We start from the raw sequence: 16,804 nt of genomic DNA, 5'->3' as shown, positions 1-16,804 counted from the left end.
CTGGGGGAGGTGAAAGGGAATTTACGTGTTTGACGTAAACCTCTTCAACGAGCTTCGCATCGGCCTGGCCACTGCAGAAGACATTCGTAAGTGGTCCCACGGCGAAGTGAAGAAGCCGGAGACCATCAACTACCGCACCCTCAAGCCCGAGAAGGACGGCCTGTTCTGCGAGCGCATCTTCGGCCCCACCCGCGACTGGGAGTGCGCCTGCGGTAAGTACAAGCGCGTCCGTTACAAGGGCATCATCTGCGAGCGCTGCGGCGTCGAGGTGACCAAGTCCAAGGTGCGCCGTGAGCGCATGGGCCACATCGAGCTCGCCGCTCCCGTGACCCACATTTGGTACTTCAAGGGCGTCCCGTCTCGCCTGGGTTACCTGCTTGACCTCGCTCCGAAGGACCTGGAGCGCATCATCTACTTCGCCGCCAACATCATCACCAGCGTCGACGAGGAGGCACGTCACAACGACATGTCCACCCTCGAGGCGGAGATGCTGCTGGAGAAGAAGGAAGTCGAGGAGGACGCAAACTCCGAGATCGCCGAGCGCGCACACAAGCTGGAGGAAGACCTCGCCGAGCTCGAGGCTTCCGGCGCGACCGCCGCTGCCCGCAAGAAGGTGCAGCAGGCAGCCGACAAGGAAATGACGCACATCCGCGAGGCCGGCGAGCGCGAGGTCGAGCGCCTCGACGACATCTGGCAGACCTTCCAGAAGCTCGCCCCGAAGCAGATGATTATCGACGAGGTGCTCTACGAGGAGCTCGTCGACCGCTACGAGGACTACTTCACCGGCGGCATGGGCGCTGAGGCAATCCAGACGCTGATCCGCAACTTCGACCTCGAGTCCGAGGCCGAGGAGCTGCGCACCATCATCGCTGAGGGCAAGGGCCAGAAGAAGGTCCGCGCGCTCAAGCGCCTCAAGGTCGTCGCTGCGTTCCAGCGCTCCGGCAACGACCCGGCCGGCATGATCCTGGACGCGATCCCGGTGATCCCGCCGGAGCTGCGCCCGATGGTGCAGCTGGACGGCGGACGCTTCGCCACCTCCGACCTGAACGACCTGTACCGTCGCGTGATCAACCGCAACAACCGCCTCAAGCGCATGATTGACCTCGGCGCGCCCGAGATCATCGTGAACAACGAGAAGCGCATGCTGCAGGAGTCCGTGGACGCGCTGTTTGACAACGGCCGCCGCGGCCGTCCGGTCACCGGACCGGGCTCCCGCCCGCTGAAGTCCCTGTCGGACCTGCTCAAGGGCAAGCAGGGCCGCTTCCGCCAGAACCTGCTGGGTAAGCGCGTCGACTACTCCGGTCGTTCCGTGATTATCGTCGGCCCGCAGCTCAAGCTGCACGAGTGCGGTCTGCCCAAGCTGATGGCGCTCGAGCTGTTCAAGCCGTTCGTGATGAAGCGCCTGGTGGACAACCAGTACGCGCAGAACATCAAGAGCGCGAAGCGCATGGTGGAGCGCCAGCGCCCCGAGGTGTGGGACGTGCTCGAAGAGGCCATTTCCGAGCACCCGGTGCTGCTCAACCGCGCACCGACCCTGCACCGCCTGGGCATCCAGGCCTTCGAGCCGAAGCTGGTCGAGGGCAAGGCCATCCAGCTGCACCCGCTGGCGTGCGAGGCGTTCAACGCTGACTTCGACGGCGACCAGATGGCAGTCCACCTGCCGCTGTCCGCAGAGGCACAGGCGGAGGCCCGCGTACTGATGCTGTCCTCCAACAACATCCTGTCCCCGGCGTCCGGCAAGCCGCTTGCAATGCCGCGCCTGGACATGGTGACCGGCCTGTACTTCCTCACCATGCTGAAGTCCACCGATGAGATCGGCGGCGAGGGCGCCTACGCGCCTGCCGACGAGAACGGCCCGGCACAAGGCGTCTACTCCTCCTACCGCGAGGCGATCATGGCGTACGACCGCGGCGTGCTCGGCCTGCAGGCCCCGATCAAGGTCCGCATCGACCACCTGCGCCCGACCGTTGAGGTCGAGGAGGAGCAGTTCCCGGACGGCTGGACCAAGGGCCAGGCATGGATGACCGAGACGACGCTCGGCCGCATCATGTTCAACGAGCTTCTGCCGTTCAACTTCCCCTTCCAGGAAGGCGCCATGGTGCGCAAGGGCGGCGGCGCCGGCAAGGTGCTGCTGGGTGACATCATCCAGGACATGGTGGAGAAGTACCCCATGATCACCGTCGCGCAGACGCTGGACAAGATGAAGGACGCCGGCTTCTACTGGGCAACCCGTTCCGGCGTGACCATCACCATGTCTGACGTGCTGGTGCTCCCGAACAAGACGCAGTTCCTCGAGCGCTACGAGAAGGAAGCCGAGGAGATCGAGCGCAAGTTCTGGGAGAAGGGTGCGCTTACCGAGGAGAACCGCTACGACCGACTGGTTGAGCTGTGGCAGGACGCCACCAACAAGGTCGGCCAGGCCGTGGAGGACCTCTACCCGGACGACAACCCGATTCCGATGATCGTGAAGTCCGGTGCTGCCGGTAACATGCGCCAGATCTGGACCCTGGCAGGCATGAAGGGCATGGTCGTGAACTCGCGCGGTGAGTACATCACCCGCCCGATCAAGACCTCCTTCCGCGAGGGCCTGTCCGTGATGGAGTACTTCAACAACTCCCACGGTTCCCGTAAGGGCCTGGCCGATACCGCACTGCGTACCGCGGACTCCGGCTACCTCACCCGTCGTCTGGTGGACGTGGCGCAGGACGTCATTGTCCGCGAGCTGGACTGTGGCACCCACCAGGGCGTCAAGGTCCCGGTGGCAGAGGCCGCTGGTGACTCCTTCGTCCGCCACGACCTGGTGGAGACCTCCGTGTCCGGCCGAGTCCTGGCCTCCGACGCGAAGGACTCCGAGGGCAACGTCGTCTTCGAGGCCGGCACCGAGCTGTCCGAGGAGCGTATCGACGTGCTCGTGCAGAAGGGCGTCGCCGAGGTCAAGGTCCGCTCCGTGCTGACCTGCCAGACCCCGACTGGCGTCTGCGCCAAGTGCTACGGCAAGTCCATGGCGTCCGGCCAGCTGGTAGACATCGGCGAGGCCGTCGGCATCGTCGCTGCACAGTCCATTGGTGAGCCGGGTACCCAGCTGACCATGCGTACCTTCCACCAGGGTGGTGTCGGCGGCGACATTACCGGTGGTCTGCCGCGTGTCCAGGAGCTGTTCGAGGCCCGCGTGCCCAAGAACTGCGCGCCGATCGCGTCGGTCGCCGGTACGGTCTCCCTGGAGGACGAGGGCAACTTCTGGACCCTCACCATCCACCCGGACGATGACTCCGACGACGTGGTGTACGAGAAGCTGTCCAAGCGCCAGGGCCTGGCCCAGGTGCGCCGCCCGATGGAGTCCAACCCGGACGCCATGATCGAGCGCTCCCTGCGCGAGGGCGACCACGTCGAGGTGGGCGAGCGCCTGCTCCGCGGTGCCGCAGACCCGCACGACGTGCTCGAGGTCCTCGGCCGTCGCGGCGTGGAGAAGCACCTCATCGACGAGGTGCAGGCCGTGTACCGCACCCAGGGTGTGTCCATCCACGACAAGCACATCGAGATCATCATCCGCCAGATGCTGCGCCGCGGCACGGTCATCGACTCCGGCTCGACCGAGTTCCTGCCGGGCACGCTGATCGACCTCTCCGAGGCACGCCAGGTCAACGCCGCCACCGTGGCGGACGAGGGCCAGCCGGCGGAGATGCGCTCCGAGATCATGGGTATCACCAAGGCCTCACTAGCTACCGAGTCCTGGCTGTCGGCCGCCTCCTTCCAGGAGACGACCCGCGTGCTCACGGACGCCGCGATCAACAAGCGCTCCGACCAGCTCATCGGTCTGAAGGAGAACGTGATCATCGGTAAGCTGATCCCGGCTGGTACGGGCATTTCCCGCTACCGCAACATCCAGGTCAAGCCGACCGAGGCCGCGCGCTCCGCGGCGTACTCCATCCCGAGCTTCGGCGAGGGCATCTACGGCGACGAGGGCTACGGCGAGTACACCGGCGCCTCCGTCCCGCTCGACGAGTACGGCATCGACCAGATCTAGCCTTCTGGCTGTTAGCTAGGTCTGCTCACCAACCGGCCCGGCTCCTCCGCGACTGCGCGGCAGGGGCCGGGCCGTTGGCGTCGATAAGCACGCGTGCCGAGCGCGCCTGCGAAAACTCTGCTTAGATTCCAGGTGTGAGCGAAGTATCGTCGACACCAGCGGCGAAAGGCCCCCGGCCATTTGCTGGATTGGCCAAATCGGTCGCGGCCGACCTTGGCACCCGGACCAACGCGACCCTCGCGGCGTTGCTCGCGGTTGTGGGCATCACCGGTGTCAGCGGCGGACTGGAAGCGGCCCCGCCCGAGGGCCTCACCGTGGCCGCGGCGCCGAGGGGCACCGGTGCGCTCGCGCAGCCTGCCGAGTTCACGGCCGCACCGTTCGAGATCTCGGTGCGGCGCACCTATACGCTTGGCGACGCACGCGTGGTGGAAATGCGACTCACCAACACTGCCTCACGGCCTGTCCCTGCGCCGCAGTTCCTCATGGCGTTCGCGCTGGAGGATTCGCGCCTTGGCCCAAAGGAGCAACCGGACATGAGAGCCGCGGTCGTACGCAAGCACAGCGCGGAGGCGCTCACCGAGGTTGCGCCATCCGAGGCGATCTCGCCCAACCCTGGCGTGCCGCTGGATGTCGCGCTCATCTTCCAAGGCCCGAGCGGCACGAATGCCGCGGAGGCGGACACGCTGGTGATCACGTCGCTGGAGTACCGTACCTCCTTCCTGGACGGGGCGAAGGCCTGGCTGACTAAGGACCGTGCTGCGGAGGTGAGCCTGCGGTGACGACGATGCCGCGCCGAATAGTGGCGACCGCGGCCGCGCTGGCCCTGCTCAGCCTGGGCGGCCTCATCCGCGAGCAGCTTCCCGACGCGCAGGACCGGGCCTTCGCGCCGTTTGACTACGGCGCCGAGGCACCGAAGATCGGGCGGGTTGATGGAGTCCACACCATTACCGCCGATGCGATCAACGGCGTACCAACGCACGCCCGCTGGCTGGTCGTGGATTTTACCCACACACCCGATACTGGCCAGGTACTCGAAGGGCAGATCAAGGCTACCGACGGCACGCTCTACGGACCCGCGAACCACCTCGCGTCGTCGTGTGGCACCCTGTACCCGCAACTTCCTACGCAGTGCACCCTCGTCTTCGAAATGCCGGCAGAGCAGATTGCGGGGGCGAGGCTGTTCTTGCACCCGTCCGCCACGCAGATGGCGCCGCGGGTGGTGCTGGAGCTCGGCGAACCAGTCGAAGCCGGAAACATCAGCAGGGAGGGGCTCACGCTATGAAACTTGCCTGGTGGGCTGCCGCCCCGGTGGCGATCGGGTGCATGCTGGCGGCATCGTCGCAGCCGTACTTCGGGATCTATCGGCCGTGGTCCTGGACCCAGGAGCAACGCATCGCGGCCGGCACCCCGGGCTCGTTTGACCTGCCCATCGATGGCCTCGTGGAGGGGGAGGGGAGCGCGCCGCCGCGCCGCACCGCTGAGGTGGAGGTGATCGGGTTCCAACGGGTCGAACACGAGGAAGAGATCGGGCTCGATGCGCCCGACGGGTTTGCCATCTGGGCGCTACTCACCCAGTGGCGCGCACCGGAAGACTCGGTGCTGTCCCACTGCCGCATGTGGGCGACAGGCTCGGACGGGCGTGACTACCAGCGCACGGATCAAATCTTCGGCGAAGTGGTGAGTGGCATGAGCGCCCTGCACAGCTGCACCCCGCCGGGCGAGGGCGGGCCGGCGACGGAGTCGGTGGACCTCCGCACCGCTACGGTCCGCGTTGTCCAGGGTGACCCGCGCCCGGAGGAGTGGCGCAAACTCATCCCCATCGCGATGCCGGAGGGCGTGCAGCCGGAGCAGCTCCACCTCGGGTGGAACGAGCCCGACTACGTCACCCTCGACCTGCCGGAGCCGAAAAACTACGTGGATGACCCGGAGTCCAAGGCGAGAGACGCATCGGGATCTGCGGCGGGCGAGTAGGAGCGGCGCAGGAAGAAGTCGAGCCCCGAGGCGATCAGGCACACCACGAGCAGCAGGTACGCGGCGCGCGCGACGATGAGGATGTACGCAGCGATGACTTCGCTGACAAGCGCGTCCTGTGGTCCCACGATGGCGCGACCCACCTCGACCACGCCCAACTCGACTCCGGCGGCGAGCATGAACACGATGCAAAACATCACCATTGGCACGATGCCTGCCTTGGCCAGCGTGCGAAGGCCGCTCCACGTGGTCTTCAGCGGCCCGGCGATAGGCTGCATCGCCTGGTTGGCAACGTACTTGGCCTCCTTTTCAACCACGTGGCGCGCCCGCCTCCTGAAGCGCTGCGAGCTGTCCGCAGCTTCGGCGTCCGGCGCCGCTTCCTTCTCCCGGCTGGCAACCAGCGACGTGCCGAAGACCACTGCGCCGAGGGTGAGCCACGCGACCGGAATGGTCACCAGCTGGTTGATCACCGGTAACGCCTCCGCCAGCCAATCCCAGGCGCTGGCGAGGATGCCTGTGTGCTCGGCAATGCCGTCCCTCAGGTCCACGTAGCGGTCGTACGCGGGCGCAATTCCCCGCCTGCTCAGCGCCCAATCCTGTACGTCTGCGAGCTTGTTGGTCACAAATATCGATACGGTGGACATCCACAGCACGTCGAGGTAGGCGGCAAGATAGGTGAGGCCGAGACCACGTTCTGCCAGCGCGAAGTAACCAATAATCTTGCGCAGCACGATCGTCACCGCCATGAGGGCGAGCAGGGATGCGGTGCCGTCGACGAACACCCGGCTAAAGTCCGCGGCAAAGCCCTGGTTCATGAATTCGTCGTTCGTGGCGGCGCGGCGGAACGCGGCGAGGTCCTCCTTAAGCATGCCGTGCGTGGCGTACACAGTGAGAAACGAAATCAGCATCCCGCCCGCCGAAAACAGGCGCGTGCGTGACGACGTCTCCTCCCGCCCCGGAATCGCCCGGGAGAGGAAGGGGAGCGACGGGCGGAGGTACCACAGGGCGTAGATCAGTGCGACCATGACGGAGAGCGGAGCAAGCGGCATCACCAGGCTGGCCCCGACCTTGCTGAAGTTGGAAATCCACACCGCGAGCCAGATCACGGCCTGGCGTCCCGCCAGCCCCAGGCAGACACATGTGATGAGCTGCGGGAGGTGCCGGAGGAGGAGACCGGCGGCGCGTACGGGAATGATGACGGACTCGGCTGCGATCTCGCGCGCAGACTGGGAGAACTCACCCGGCGGTGAGGTCGTGGTCGACATGCTTGCAGTGTAAATGAGGAGGCGTCGGGTGGCTCGTCGATAAGCGATTTGCTCTTGTGACGCGGGGTGATGTAGCTTGAATGAGGTTTCGCTCGCGATAATTCGCGTGGCGGAAAGATACGAACTCCGTGCGGCTGCGCACTCGCGGTCAGGTAGTTCATGCACACGGCAGGGCCCCGAAAAGAGCCCCCATTTTTGCATGTACGGCCACCTTAGCGCGCACCGCTTAACAGAAAGAGCGTGAATGCCTACTATTCAGCAGCTGGTCCGCAAGGGCCGCCACGATAAGAGCAAGAAGGTGGCTACCGCTGCGCTGAAGGGCTCGCCCCAGCGTCGCGGCGTGTGCACCCGCGTGTACACCACCACTCCGAAGAAGCCGAACTCGGCACTGCGTAAGGTCGCCCGTGTGCGCCTGACCTCCGGCATCGAGGTTTCCGCATACATCCCGGGTGAGGGCCACAACCTGCAGGAGCACTCCATGGTGCTCGTGCGTGGTGGTCGTGTGAAGGACCTCCCGGGTGTCCGCTACAAGATCATCCGCGGCGCACTGGATACCCAGGGCGTCAAGGACCGTAAGCAGGCTCGTTCCCGTTACGGCGCAAAGAAGGGACAGTAATCAGAAATGCGTAAACAGCAAGCTCCGAAGCGTCCCGTAGTCAAGGACCCGGTTTACCAGTCCGAACTTGTTACCCAGCTGGTGAACAAGGTGCTGCAGGACGGCAAGAAGTCCACCGCCGAGCGCATCGTCTACGGCGCACTCGAGGCGTGCCGCGAGAAGACCGGCACCGACCCGGTTGGCACCCTGGAGAAGGCCCTGGGCAACATCCGCCCGGACCTCGAGGTTCGTTCCCGCCGTGTTGGTGGCGCGACCTACCAGGTCCCGGTTGAGGTCAAGCCCGGCCGTTCCAACACCCTCGCACTTCGCTGGATGGTGACCTTCACCCGCCAGCGTCGTGAGAACACGATGGTCGAGCGCCTTGCTAACGAGATCCTGGATGCATCCAACGGTCTCGGTGCTTCCGTGAAGCGTCGCGAGGACATGCACAAGATGGCCGAGGCCAACCGCGCCTTCGCCCACTATCGCTGGTAATCACCGGCGCGCACGGTTTTCTATGACACCCGGATGTCAGCTGCCGCAACTGCGTAGAAGCAAATTGAATATCTGCTTCGTGCATCGTTGTTGTGCAGTTGCGTCCGGGTGTTTTTTGGAATGACCGACGCGACTCACCCTGCCATTTGATGAAAAAGGTGGCAGAATTGACAAAGGAAATTATTCGCCATAGGCGCCCGCTGGAGATTCCCCCGAGTCTGCAGAGCGTCGACGACTTTTAAGTTGGGGTAATAACGTGGCACAAGAAGTGCTTAAGGACCTGCACAAGGTTCGCAACATCGGCATCATGGCTCACATCGATGCTGGTAAGACCACCACGACCGAGCGCATCCTCTTCTACACCGGCATCAACCGTAAGGTCGGCGAGACCCACGACGGTGCTTCCACCACCGACTGGATGGAGCAGGAGAAGGAGCGCGGCATCACCATTACGTCCGCTGCCGTGACCTGTTTCTGGGACTCCAACCAGATCAACATCATCGACACCCCGGGCCACGTGGACTTCACCGTTGAGGTGGAGCGCTCCCTGCGCGTGCTCGACGGCGCTGTTGCCGTGTTCGACGGCAAGGAGGGCGTTGAGCCGCAGTCCGAGCAGGTCTGGCGCCAGGCTGCTAAGTACGACGTGCCGCGTATCTGCTTCGTCAACAAGATGGACAAGCTGGGCGCTGACTTCTACTTCACCGTGCAGACCATCATCGACCGCCTCGGCGCGAAGCCGTTGGTCATGCAGCTGCCGATCGGCGCTGAGGACGATTTCGACGGCGTCGTCGACCTGATTGACATGAAGGCCATCACCTGGCGCGGCAAGGTCGAGACCGGTGCAGAGCCGACCATCGAGGAGATCCCGGCCGACCTCAAGGACAAGGCTGAGGAGTACCGCGAGAAGCTGCTCGAGGCAGTCGCTGAGTCCGACGAGGAGCTCATGGAGAAGTACTTCGGCGGCGAGGAGCTGACCAAGGACGAGATCAAGGCTGCCATCCGCAAGATGACGGTCAACTCCGAGATCTACCCGGTCCTGTGCGGCACCGCTTACCGCAACAAGGGTGTCCAGCCGCTGCTCGACGCTGTCGTCGATTACCTGCCGAGCCCGCTCGACGTGGGCGAGGTGCACGGCACCGCCCTCGACGGCGAGACCCCGATGACCCGTAAGCCGTCCGTGGAGGAGCCGTTCTCCGCACTGGCCTTCAAGGTCGCCGTCCACCCGTTCTTTGGCAAGCTCACCTACGTGCGCGTGTACTCCGGCCAGGCTATCCCGGGCGAGAACATGCTCAACTCCACCAAGCAGAACAAGGAGCGCGTGGGCAAGCTCTTCCAGATGCACGCGAACAAGGAGAACCCGGTCGAGCACGCCGACGCCGGTAACATCTACGCGTTCATCGGCCTGAAGCAGACCACCACGGGTGACACCCTCTGCAACCCGGACCACCCGATCATCCTGGAGTCCATGGACTTCCCGGATCCGGTTATCCAGGTGGCAATTGAGCCGAAGACCAAGGCCGACCAGGAGAAGCTGGGTACCGCTATCCAGAAGCTGGCGGAAGAGGACCCGACCTTCACCGTCAAGCTCGACGAGGAGACCGGCCAGACCGTCATCGGCGGCATGGGCGAGCTGCACCTCGACGTCCTGGTTGACCGCATGAAGCGCGAGTTCAAGGTCGAGGCAAACATTGGTAACCCGCAGGTTGCCTACCGCGAGACCATCCGCAAGAAGGTCGAGTCCCTGGACTACACCCACAAGAAGCAGACCGGTGGTTCCGGCCAGTTTGCAAAGGTCATCGTCACCATCGAGCCGTACGATCCGGATCCGGAGACCCTGGAGGAGGGCGAGTCCGCGACCTACAAGTTCGAGAACGCCGTCACCGGTGGCCGCGTTCCGAAGGAGTACATCCCGTCCGTCGACGCTGGTATCCAGGACGCGATGCAGTACGGCTACCTGGCTGGCTTCCCGCTGGTGAACATCAAGGCCACCCTGGAAGACGGTGCCTACCACGAGGTCGACTCCTCCGAGATGGCCTTCAAGATGGCCGGCTCCCAGGTGCTGAAGGAAGCAGTTGCGAAGGCAAAGCCGGTGCTGCTCGAGCCGCTCATGGCCGTCGAGGTCGTGACCCCGGAGGAGTTCATGGGCACCGTCAACGGTGACATCAGCTCCCGTCGTGGCCAGGTCTACGCAATGGAGGACCGCTCCGGCGCGAAGGTCGTCAAGGCAAAGGTGCCGCTGTCCGAGATGTTCGGCTACATCGGCGACCTGCGCTCCTCCACCGCCGGCCGTGCGAACTTCACCATGGTGTTCGACTCCTACGCTGAGGTTCCGCAGTCCGTCGCACAGGAGATCATCGACGAGCGCAACGGCAGCTAGTCGATCGCCCCGGCACCTTCCTCGGACGGTAGCTCCGCGTGCCAGCGGAGGTACCGGCTGATGGGGGAGGCGCTCCCGCCAAAGGGGTAACGGCTGGGCTGAGTCACCGCACAGCTCGGAAGGATCCGTCGAGGGTCGTCCGCAGACTGTGGGTGTCTGAGCCGGCCGTTACTCACTTGGTAGATCCGGGTTTTTCGGGTCGACCGGTTTGAAAAACGGTCACCAAATATCTAGGATCATGTAACTGGCACATTGTGAAATGGTCACTGCCCTCGGCATCGTGTGAACGGGGCCGGGGCAGGGCAAATGTAAACTACGTGGCTGCGAAGGTCGTAGCCACCATGAAGTCCAGGAGGACATACAGTGGCAAAGGAAAAGTTCGAGCGCAGCAAGCCGCACGTGAACATCGGCACCATCGGTCACGTCGACCACGGCAAGACCACCACCACCGCCGCAATCACCAAGGTGCTCGCTGACGCTTACCCGGAGGAGAACAAGGCCTTCGCGTTCGACGCGATTGACAAGGCTCCGGAGGAGCGCGAGCGCGGCATCACCATCAACATCTCCCACGTGGAGTACAACACCCCGAAGCGTCACTACGCACACGTTGACGCCCCGGGCCACGCCGACTACATCAAGAACATGATTACCGGCGCTGCTCAGATGGATGGCGCTATCCTCGTCGTCGCTGCTACCGACGGCCCGATGCCGCAGACCCGTGAGCACGTGCTGCTCGCTCGCCAGGTTGGCGTCCCGTACATCCTCGTTGCACTGAACAAGTGCGACATGGTTGACGACGAAGAGATCATCGAGCTCGTCGAGATGGAGGTCCGCGAGCTGCTGGCCGAGCAGGAGTTCGACGAGGAAGCTCCGATCGTGCAGATCTCCGCTCTGAAGGCTCTCGAGGGCGACGAGAAGTGGGTCCAGTCCGTCATCGACCTGATGGAAGCCTGCGACAACTCCATCCCGGATCCGGAGCGCGAGACCGACAAGCCGTTCCTGATGCCGGTTGAGGACATCTTCACCATCTCCGGCCGCGGTACCGTTGTGACCGGCCGTGTTGAGCGTGGCGTCCTGAACATCAACGACGAGGTCGAGATCATCGGCATCCGTGACAAGGCCACCAAGACCACCGTCACCTCCATCGAGATGTTCAACAAGCTCCTCGACACCGCTGAGGCTGGCGACAACGCAGCACTGCTGCTCCGTGGCCTGAAGCGCGAGGACGTTGAGCGTGGCCAGGTTGTCATCGCACCGGGCGCTTACACCCCGCACTCCAAGTTCGAGGGTTCCGTCTACGTCCTGTCCAAGGACGAGGGCGGCCGCCACACCCCGTTCTTCGACAACTACCGTCCGCAGTTCTACTTCCGCACCACCGACGTCACCGGTGTTGTGAAGCTGCCGGAGGGCACCGAGATGGTCATGCCGGGCGACAACGTCGACATGTCCGTCGAGCTCATCCAGCCGGTCGCTATGGATGAGGGCCTGCGCTTCGCTATCCGCGAGGGCTCCCGCACCGTCGGCGCTGGCCGCGTTACCAAGATCCTCGACTAATTCAGTCGCTGATCTGGTAAGCACCAGAGCATAAGCAAAGGGCCACCACCCCGCGAGGGGAGGTGGCCCTTTTCGCGCGCCCGAATTCAGCGCCTGATTAGACTCTGCAACTGTGCACAACGACCCAACCCGCATCCCCACCCTCCTCGACGCGCTCCGAGACACGTGGGAGGGCCAACCCGACTTGTCGCTCTCCGCGCTGATCGGCGTGCTGCAAAACCGGGGAGCCTCCTACGGCACCACGGACGAGGAACTCCTGGGGCTGCTCCGCGAACTCGAAGCCGAACACCCCGCGCTGCTGCGCGAGCTCCCGGAACAACCCGTGCTGATCACCACCGAGGAACCCGCACACGAAGTGAGCATGGACGGCAGCACCGTGGTGGTGCGCTCAAGCGCGAACCCGGATCAGATGCCCAGCGTGTGGAAGTACGCGGCGTTTCGGCCCGTGGGGCCGGGCAGGCCGCTCGTCGTCGAGGACACGGAAGGGTTCCAGCACCGTCTTGGCGTGGTGAGGCTCGTGACGGTACTGGACGCGCAGGACGCGCCGGAACTTGCGGGGCTGGAGCGCGGGGACATTGGCGGTACCCGGTGGCTTGTTGCGCTCGAGGACGGCGCACGTGCCGTGCTGGGTCAGCGTCTGCGTGTGTGGCGGCCCGAGGGGCGCCGCGCGACGGCTCGCGAGGAATTGCGGTGGTCGCGGATCCTGCGGTGTGCAGTGGGGGAGGACATGCAAATCGCCCCAGGAGGCGGCGCGGGGCCGGCGTCGCTGGGGCGAGTGACGCAGATCGTGCTGCTGGAGGTGTAGGAGCCGGTCCAGCGGCACGGGGCGCTACGCGACGATCCTATCCAGGTGCAGCTGCCACACCGTGTCAATCTCCATGGTGTGGTTGGCCAGACGGAAGTCCTCGTCGGCGGCTTCGAGGAACCGCGTGACGTCGTCAAGCGAATAGCTCGGGGACGCAGTGACGGTGAAGCGCGCCGTGGGGCGGTTGCCCACAACGGAGACCTTGCTGCGGGCCTCGGTAACCATCTCGGACTTTTCCAGGAACGCGCAGGCGGCGTCGGCGACACGGGCAACGTTGATTGTGCTGTCGCCGTGCTGCGAGTCCGCGGACATGATCTCGCGGGTGCTGAACGCGCGGCTGCGGATGTTGGCCAGGACGAACCATGCGCCAAGAATCAGCAGAGCGACGAACGCGATGATCAGCGCCGTGCGGTACCAGGACTCGTCGGGCGTTGTGCCCAGCGATTCGCGGTCGAAGCGGTTGAGGTACTCGCTCACGTAGGGGATTTCCCAGTAGTAGGCCACGGGGATGAGCCCCGCGACCAGCAGGAGCAGGCCGACGAGGAACACAACGAGTCGGTCGAAGAAGGACAGTGTCTTGCTCATCGCTGAACCCCCTGGGTCTGCTGGGAAATCTCTGCGGCTGATTCCGGCGTGGCGTACGCGTCGGCAGCGCTGCCGGTCTGGGTCTCCGCACTCGCCGTGCTGGTCGAGGCGCTCTGCTGCTTCGGCGTGACCTTGACGCTGATGGCGGGCGGGGTGGTGAGCCGCTGGAATTCGCCGGACAGCACCGAGGTCAGGCGCTCCTGGAGCGCGGCACCGGAGCCGTCGTCCTCGACCTGCACGCGCAGCTTCTTGCGGTCCGCGCGGGACTGGATGCGCGCGTTGCCGACCTCGGCGCGCGTGGTGTGGGTCGCCTTGCGCGCGATGTCCACCGGGCGGGTCCAGATGGACGCCGGCGAATCAACACGCACGTGCGTGCGTCCCCTGGGCACGAAGGCGTAGACGATGAGCACGAGACCGATGATGGCGATGATGATGCCCACCGTCACGGCGGTGACGTCCATGGTGGCGCGGCCGACAAACTCGAAGACCGGGCGCAGCCACGAATCGTCGGAATTGCTGTTTTGGAAGAAGTACCACAGGTCGCGGCCGACCACCGCGGCGAGCGCAAGCAGGATCAAACCGATCAGCAGGGTGAGCCAGCGGACAGCGGGGTTTGCCCGCGGCTCGTCGCCCGGGTGCGGGCCCGCCGGGTGTGCGGTGGGCTGCACGGTCTGGGTGTGCGGCTGGTCGACCGGTGCTGTGGCGTCGTAAGCCGGCGCGGAGGTGCTATCGGGTGCGGTCATACTTATTCACCACCGGTGTAATAGAGATCTGTTTCAGCGGTTGCGGGCGCGGCGCTCGCGGGCGGACGACGCGCTGCGGCGTCGGGACCTGAGGCTCGCGCAGCGGCGTGGCGTTGACCGTGACCTTGCGCAGCGGGCGCGCCGGCCGCGTCTCCACCTTCCGTAGGCGCAGCGGGGCGGCGGTGATCTCGGTGAGCCTGCGGCGAGGCGGCACCTCGGTGCGGCGCACCGCTGCGGGCTCCGGCACCCGCACGCGCTTGAGCTGCGTGGAGTTCACGGTGAACGGTGCTGGCACGCGCGGCTCCGGGGTGCGCGGGGACCACGGCTGCGCAGGAGCAGGCTTATCGACGCCCCTGAGCCCCGGCCCCGCGGCCACAAAGCCCTTCGTCTGCACGTCCATCGGTTTCGGCGCGCGGATGGACCTCGCGGTGGGTTCGGCTGGCGCGTGCACCGACGCGACCTTCGTCGGGTGCGGCGCGTTGAACTCCCACATGTCGTCCACGAGGGAACGCGCGTGGATGGCCTTCAGCGGCTGGCGCTCCCGCGTCACAGGAGAGGTCACCTTGAGCTGGTTGACCTTGATCGGCGTCGGGATGGCAAACGCGGAGTGGCTTGCCACGTCGTCCCACGTCACGCGCGAGTTCAGGTCCTGCGCCTCCACGCTGGAAACGGACACGTTGACGCGCGAGACGTCCAGACCGGTGAGGGTGCGCACGTGGGAGATCACGGTGGCGCGCACGGCGTCCGTAATGGCGGCGATCGGCGCGGGGTAGGCGGTAGCGATCTCGGCTTCGATTGCCGCGACACCCGATTGTCGGTCGAGGTGGACATCAATTCTGGGGAAGCTGCGGCCGGCCAGTCCGGCGAGCTTCGCATCCACCGCGAGGGTGCCGGGCACCGACGAAGCCGCCACCTCGGCGACGCGCTCAACTGAGCGCTCGCTGATGTGGTAGAACGTCGTACCCATTAGCTGCGGCCTTTACCGGAGCTCGTGCTCAGGATCTCGGCGATGTCGAGGCGGCCGTCGAGCTGCGCGCCGATGACGCCACCGACGATGGTGAACAGCAGCAGCCACAGCAGGCCCAGCCATCCGCCGAACATGACGAAGAATGCGATGACCACGCCGATGATCACGCCGGCCAGCGTTTTATTGGAAGAAAGATTCATATCAATACCACTTTTCGGGGATTGGCGGCCGTGCGCCCCCGCGGGTGGCGGGGCGGCGCTCAGCCGCAAGAGACGAGATCCGGGTGCCTACCGTGCGTCGGCCACGACGACGTCAACGAACGGGAGGTCCGTCGCGCCGAGTACGGCGGAGCGGACATCCTCGGCTACTGACTGAATGTCGCGCCCCGACGCCGTGTCGAAGACGATGTGCACTTCGATGCCGCGGTCGTCGTTGCGGTCGACCTGGCGCAAGCCGTCGATACGGGCCTTAGGCAGCAGGAGCGCCACCTCGCCGACGCGGCCATTGTCCAGAGCGGCGACGCCGGGAACACCGAGCGCACTGTCGCGGACGGCTTCCCCGACCTCAAGGGTGATGGGGGTCCGCGCCATAACTACTGACCCAGCGCCTGGTTGTTGGACTGGAATGCAGCGTCCTCGTTGTCGGACTCGTCCTCCTGCTCCGGCAGGTGCACGTCGTGCACGGTGACGTCGACGCGGTCAACGATCAGGCCGGTCATGCGGGTCAGCGCGACGGTGACGTTCTCGCGGATCGCGTTCGCCAGCTCGTGGATAGCCACGCCGTACTCAGCGATGATCGCCACGGCGACGGAGGTGTGACCGTCCTCGACAGCCACGTTGACGCCCTGCTGGACGTTGGTGGAGGAGGTCAGGGACTCGCGGACCGCGCCCCACATACGGGCAGCGCCGCCGCCCAGGTTGTACACGCCGGAGACCTCGCGTGCAGCGATGCCGGCGATCTTGCCCACGACGTTGTCGTCGATGACGGTGGAGCCGGAGTCGGACTCCAGGTTCTCGTTGCGCGGACGGGTCTGCTCGGCGTCCACGGCGGTCGAGGTGGAGTTGGTGGGGGCAGGGGTGTTCTCGTTCAGAGTGTGATCGGCCATGACTGGTCCTTCCTTCACTGCGTTTTGTAGCTGTAGAAAAATCGGCCCGTTCCACCTGCGGAAAAGCGATGAACTGATGGATAACCGGGCTCAGCAAACAAGGGTACACATTTTCCGCGCCGAGGCTCCGGGCGTTGAGGAGACCCGGCACGAATTGGTATTAAGTTGCAATCTTTGGGGTGGCGGGATGAGGGGAAGGTGGGGGCGTCGAGAAGCGAAAAAGCTCGGGCTTGCGTAAATGGGGAGGACGTGTTTTAATACTCAGGTTGCCGAAACATGGCGCGCAAGCGCGGTGGTCCGGTGAACATGACACCTTCG

Annotated in this window: 16 protein-coding genes; 9 read left to right on the top strand and 7 right to left on the bottom strand. The window is 64.9% G+C overall.

The features are described 5' to 3' along the window. Nucleotides 1-25 precede the first annotated feature (25 nt). From CKJ84_RS09770 to CKJ84_RS09755, 4 genes are all read left to right on the top strand, one after another. Entirely contained in the window at nucleotides 26-4,024 is a 3,999-nt protein-coding gene (locus CKJ84_RS09770; RefSeq protein WP_095546816.1) for a DNA-directed RNA polymerase subunit beta', read from the top strand. Nucleotides 4,025-4,158: 134 nt separating this feature from the next. Continuing rightward, nucleotides 4,159-4,803, top strand: coding sequence for a hypothetical protein (locus CKJ84_RS09765; RefSeq protein WP_143340357.1), 645 nt, complete (start codon nucleotides 4,159-4,161; stop codon nucleotides 4,801-4,803). Then, a complete protein-coding gene (locus CKJ84_RS09760) occupies nucleotides 4,800-5,306 on the top strand; it encodes a hypothetical protein (protein WP_095546814.1) in 507 nt (168 codons plus the stop codon). Before CKJ84_RS09765 ends, CKJ84_RS09760 begins: the two co-directional genes overlap by 4 nt. Further along, nucleotides 5,303-5,995: a hypothetical protein gene (locus CKJ84_RS09755; protein WP_095546813.1), complete on the top strand. Its 693-nt coding sequence runs from the start codon at nucleotides 5,303-5,305 to the stop codon at nucleotides 5,993-5,995. Before CKJ84_RS09760 ends, CKJ84_RS09755 begins: the two co-directional genes overlap by 4 nt. On the opposite strand, the gene CKJ84_RS09750 is transcribed toward CKJ84_RS09755, so the two are convergent. Next, entirely contained in the window at nucleotides 5,935-7,260 is a 1,326-nt protein-coding gene (locus tag CKJ84_RS09750) for a hypothetical protein (protein WP_095546812.1), read from the bottom strand. The two genes, CKJ84_RS09755 and CKJ84_RS09750, sit on opposite strands and share 61 nt — an antisense overlap. A 244-nt stretch (nucleotides 7,261-7,504) precedes the next feature. On the opposite strand from CKJ84_RS09750, the gene rpsL reads away from it, so the two are divergent. The 5 genes from rpsL (at nucleotide 7,505) to CKJ84_RS09725 (ending at nucleotide 13,086) form a co-directional block, all read left to right on the top strand. Next, nucleotides 7,505-7,876, top strand: a complete 372-nt coding sequence (gene rpsL / locus CKJ84_RS09745) for a 30S ribosomal protein S12 (RefSeq protein ID WP_076598032.1) — start codon at nucleotides 7,505-7,507, stop codon at nucleotides 7,874-7,876. Between the two features lie 6 nt (nucleotides 7,877-7,882). Beyond that, nucleotides 7,883-8,350 carry a 30S ribosomal protein S7 gene (gene rpsG, locus CKJ84_RS09740; RefSeq protein ID WP_095277982.1) on the top strand — a complete coding sequence of 156 codons (468 nt, stop codon included), beginning with the start codon at nucleotides 7,883-7,885 and terminating at the stop codon, nucleotides 8,348-8,350. Between the two features lie 256 nt (nucleotides 8,351-8,606). After that, nucleotides 8,607-10,727, top strand: coding sequence for an elongation factor G (fusA, locus tag CKJ84_RS09735; protein ID WP_095546811.1), 2,121 nt, complete (start codon nucleotides 8,607-8,609; stop codon nucleotides 10,725-10,727). A gap of 363 nt (nucleotides 10,728-11,090) precedes the next feature. Further along, entirely contained in the window at nucleotides 11,091-12,281 is a 1,191-nt protein-coding gene (tuf, locus tag CKJ84_RS09730) for an elongation factor Tu (RefSeq protein ID WP_095277977.1), read from the top strand. Between the two features lie 112 nt (nucleotides 12,282-12,393). Further along, nucleotides 12,394-13,086 (top strand): hypothetical protein, encoded by a 693-nt coding sequence (locus CKJ84_RS09725; protein WP_095546810.1) that lies wholly within the window; start codon nucleotides 12,394-12,396, stop codon nucleotides 13,084-13,086. A 24-nt stretch (nucleotides 13,087-13,110) separates the two neighbouring features. On the opposite strand, the gene CKJ84_RS09720 is transcribed toward CKJ84_RS09725, so the two are convergent. From CKJ84_RS09720 to CKJ84_RS09695, 6 genes are all read right to left on the bottom strand, one after another. Then, nucleotides 13,111-13,671 (bottom strand): hypothetical protein, encoded by a 561-nt coding sequence (locus CKJ84_RS09720; RefSeq protein ID WP_095535283.1) that lies wholly within the window; start codon nucleotides 13,669-13,671, stop codon nucleotides 13,111-13,113. Further along, nucleotides 13,668-14,414 carry a hypothetical protein gene (locus CKJ84_RS09715; protein WP_198949269.1) on the bottom strand — a complete coding sequence of 249 codons (747 nt, stop codon included), beginning with the start codon at nucleotides 14,412-14,414 and terminating at the stop codon, nucleotides 13,668-13,670. The genes CKJ84_RS09720 and CKJ84_RS09715 overlap by 4 nt, the downstream gene beginning before the upstream one ends. Beyond that, nucleotides 14,398-15,381: an Asp23/Gls24 family envelope stress response protein gene (locus CKJ84_RS09710; RefSeq protein ID WP_095546809.1), complete on the bottom strand. Its 984-nt coding sequence runs from the start codon at nucleotides 15,379-15,381 to the stop codon at nucleotides 14,398-14,400. The genes CKJ84_RS09715 and CKJ84_RS09710 overlap by 17 nt, the downstream gene beginning before the upstream one ends. Then, complete coding sequence (locus tag CKJ84_RS09705; protein ID WP_095277968.1) at nucleotides 15,381-15,581, bottom strand: hypothetical protein; 201 nt, start codon at nucleotides 15,579-15,581, stop codon at nucleotides 15,381-15,383. Before CKJ84_RS09705 ends, CKJ84_RS09710 begins: the two co-directional genes overlap by 1 nt. 87 nt (nucleotides 15,582-15,668) lie before the next feature. Then, nucleotides 15,669-15,971: a hypothetical protein gene (locus tag CKJ84_RS09700; protein WP_095535285.1), complete on the bottom strand. Its 303-nt coding sequence runs from the start codon at nucleotides 15,969-15,971 to the stop codon at nucleotides 15,669-15,671. 2 nt (nucleotides 15,972-15,973) lie between these two features. After that, nucleotides 15,974-16,486 (bottom strand): Asp23/Gls24 family envelope stress response protein, encoded by a 513-nt coding sequence (locus CKJ84_RS09695; protein ID WP_095546808.1) that lies wholly within the window; start codon nucleotides 16,484-16,486, stop codon nucleotides 15,974-15,976. Between the last annotated feature and the right edge of the window lie 318 nt (nucleotides 16,487-16,804).

Source organism: Corynebacterium sp. NML 120412 (assembly GCF_002285155.1).
Lineage (GTDB): Bacteria > Actinomycetota > Actinomycetes > Mycobacteriales > Mycobacteriaceae > Corynebacterium > Corynebacterium gottingense.
The sequence above is the reverse complement of the archived record's forward strand: the minus strand, read 5'-3'. Positions and strand labels throughout refer to the sequence as shown.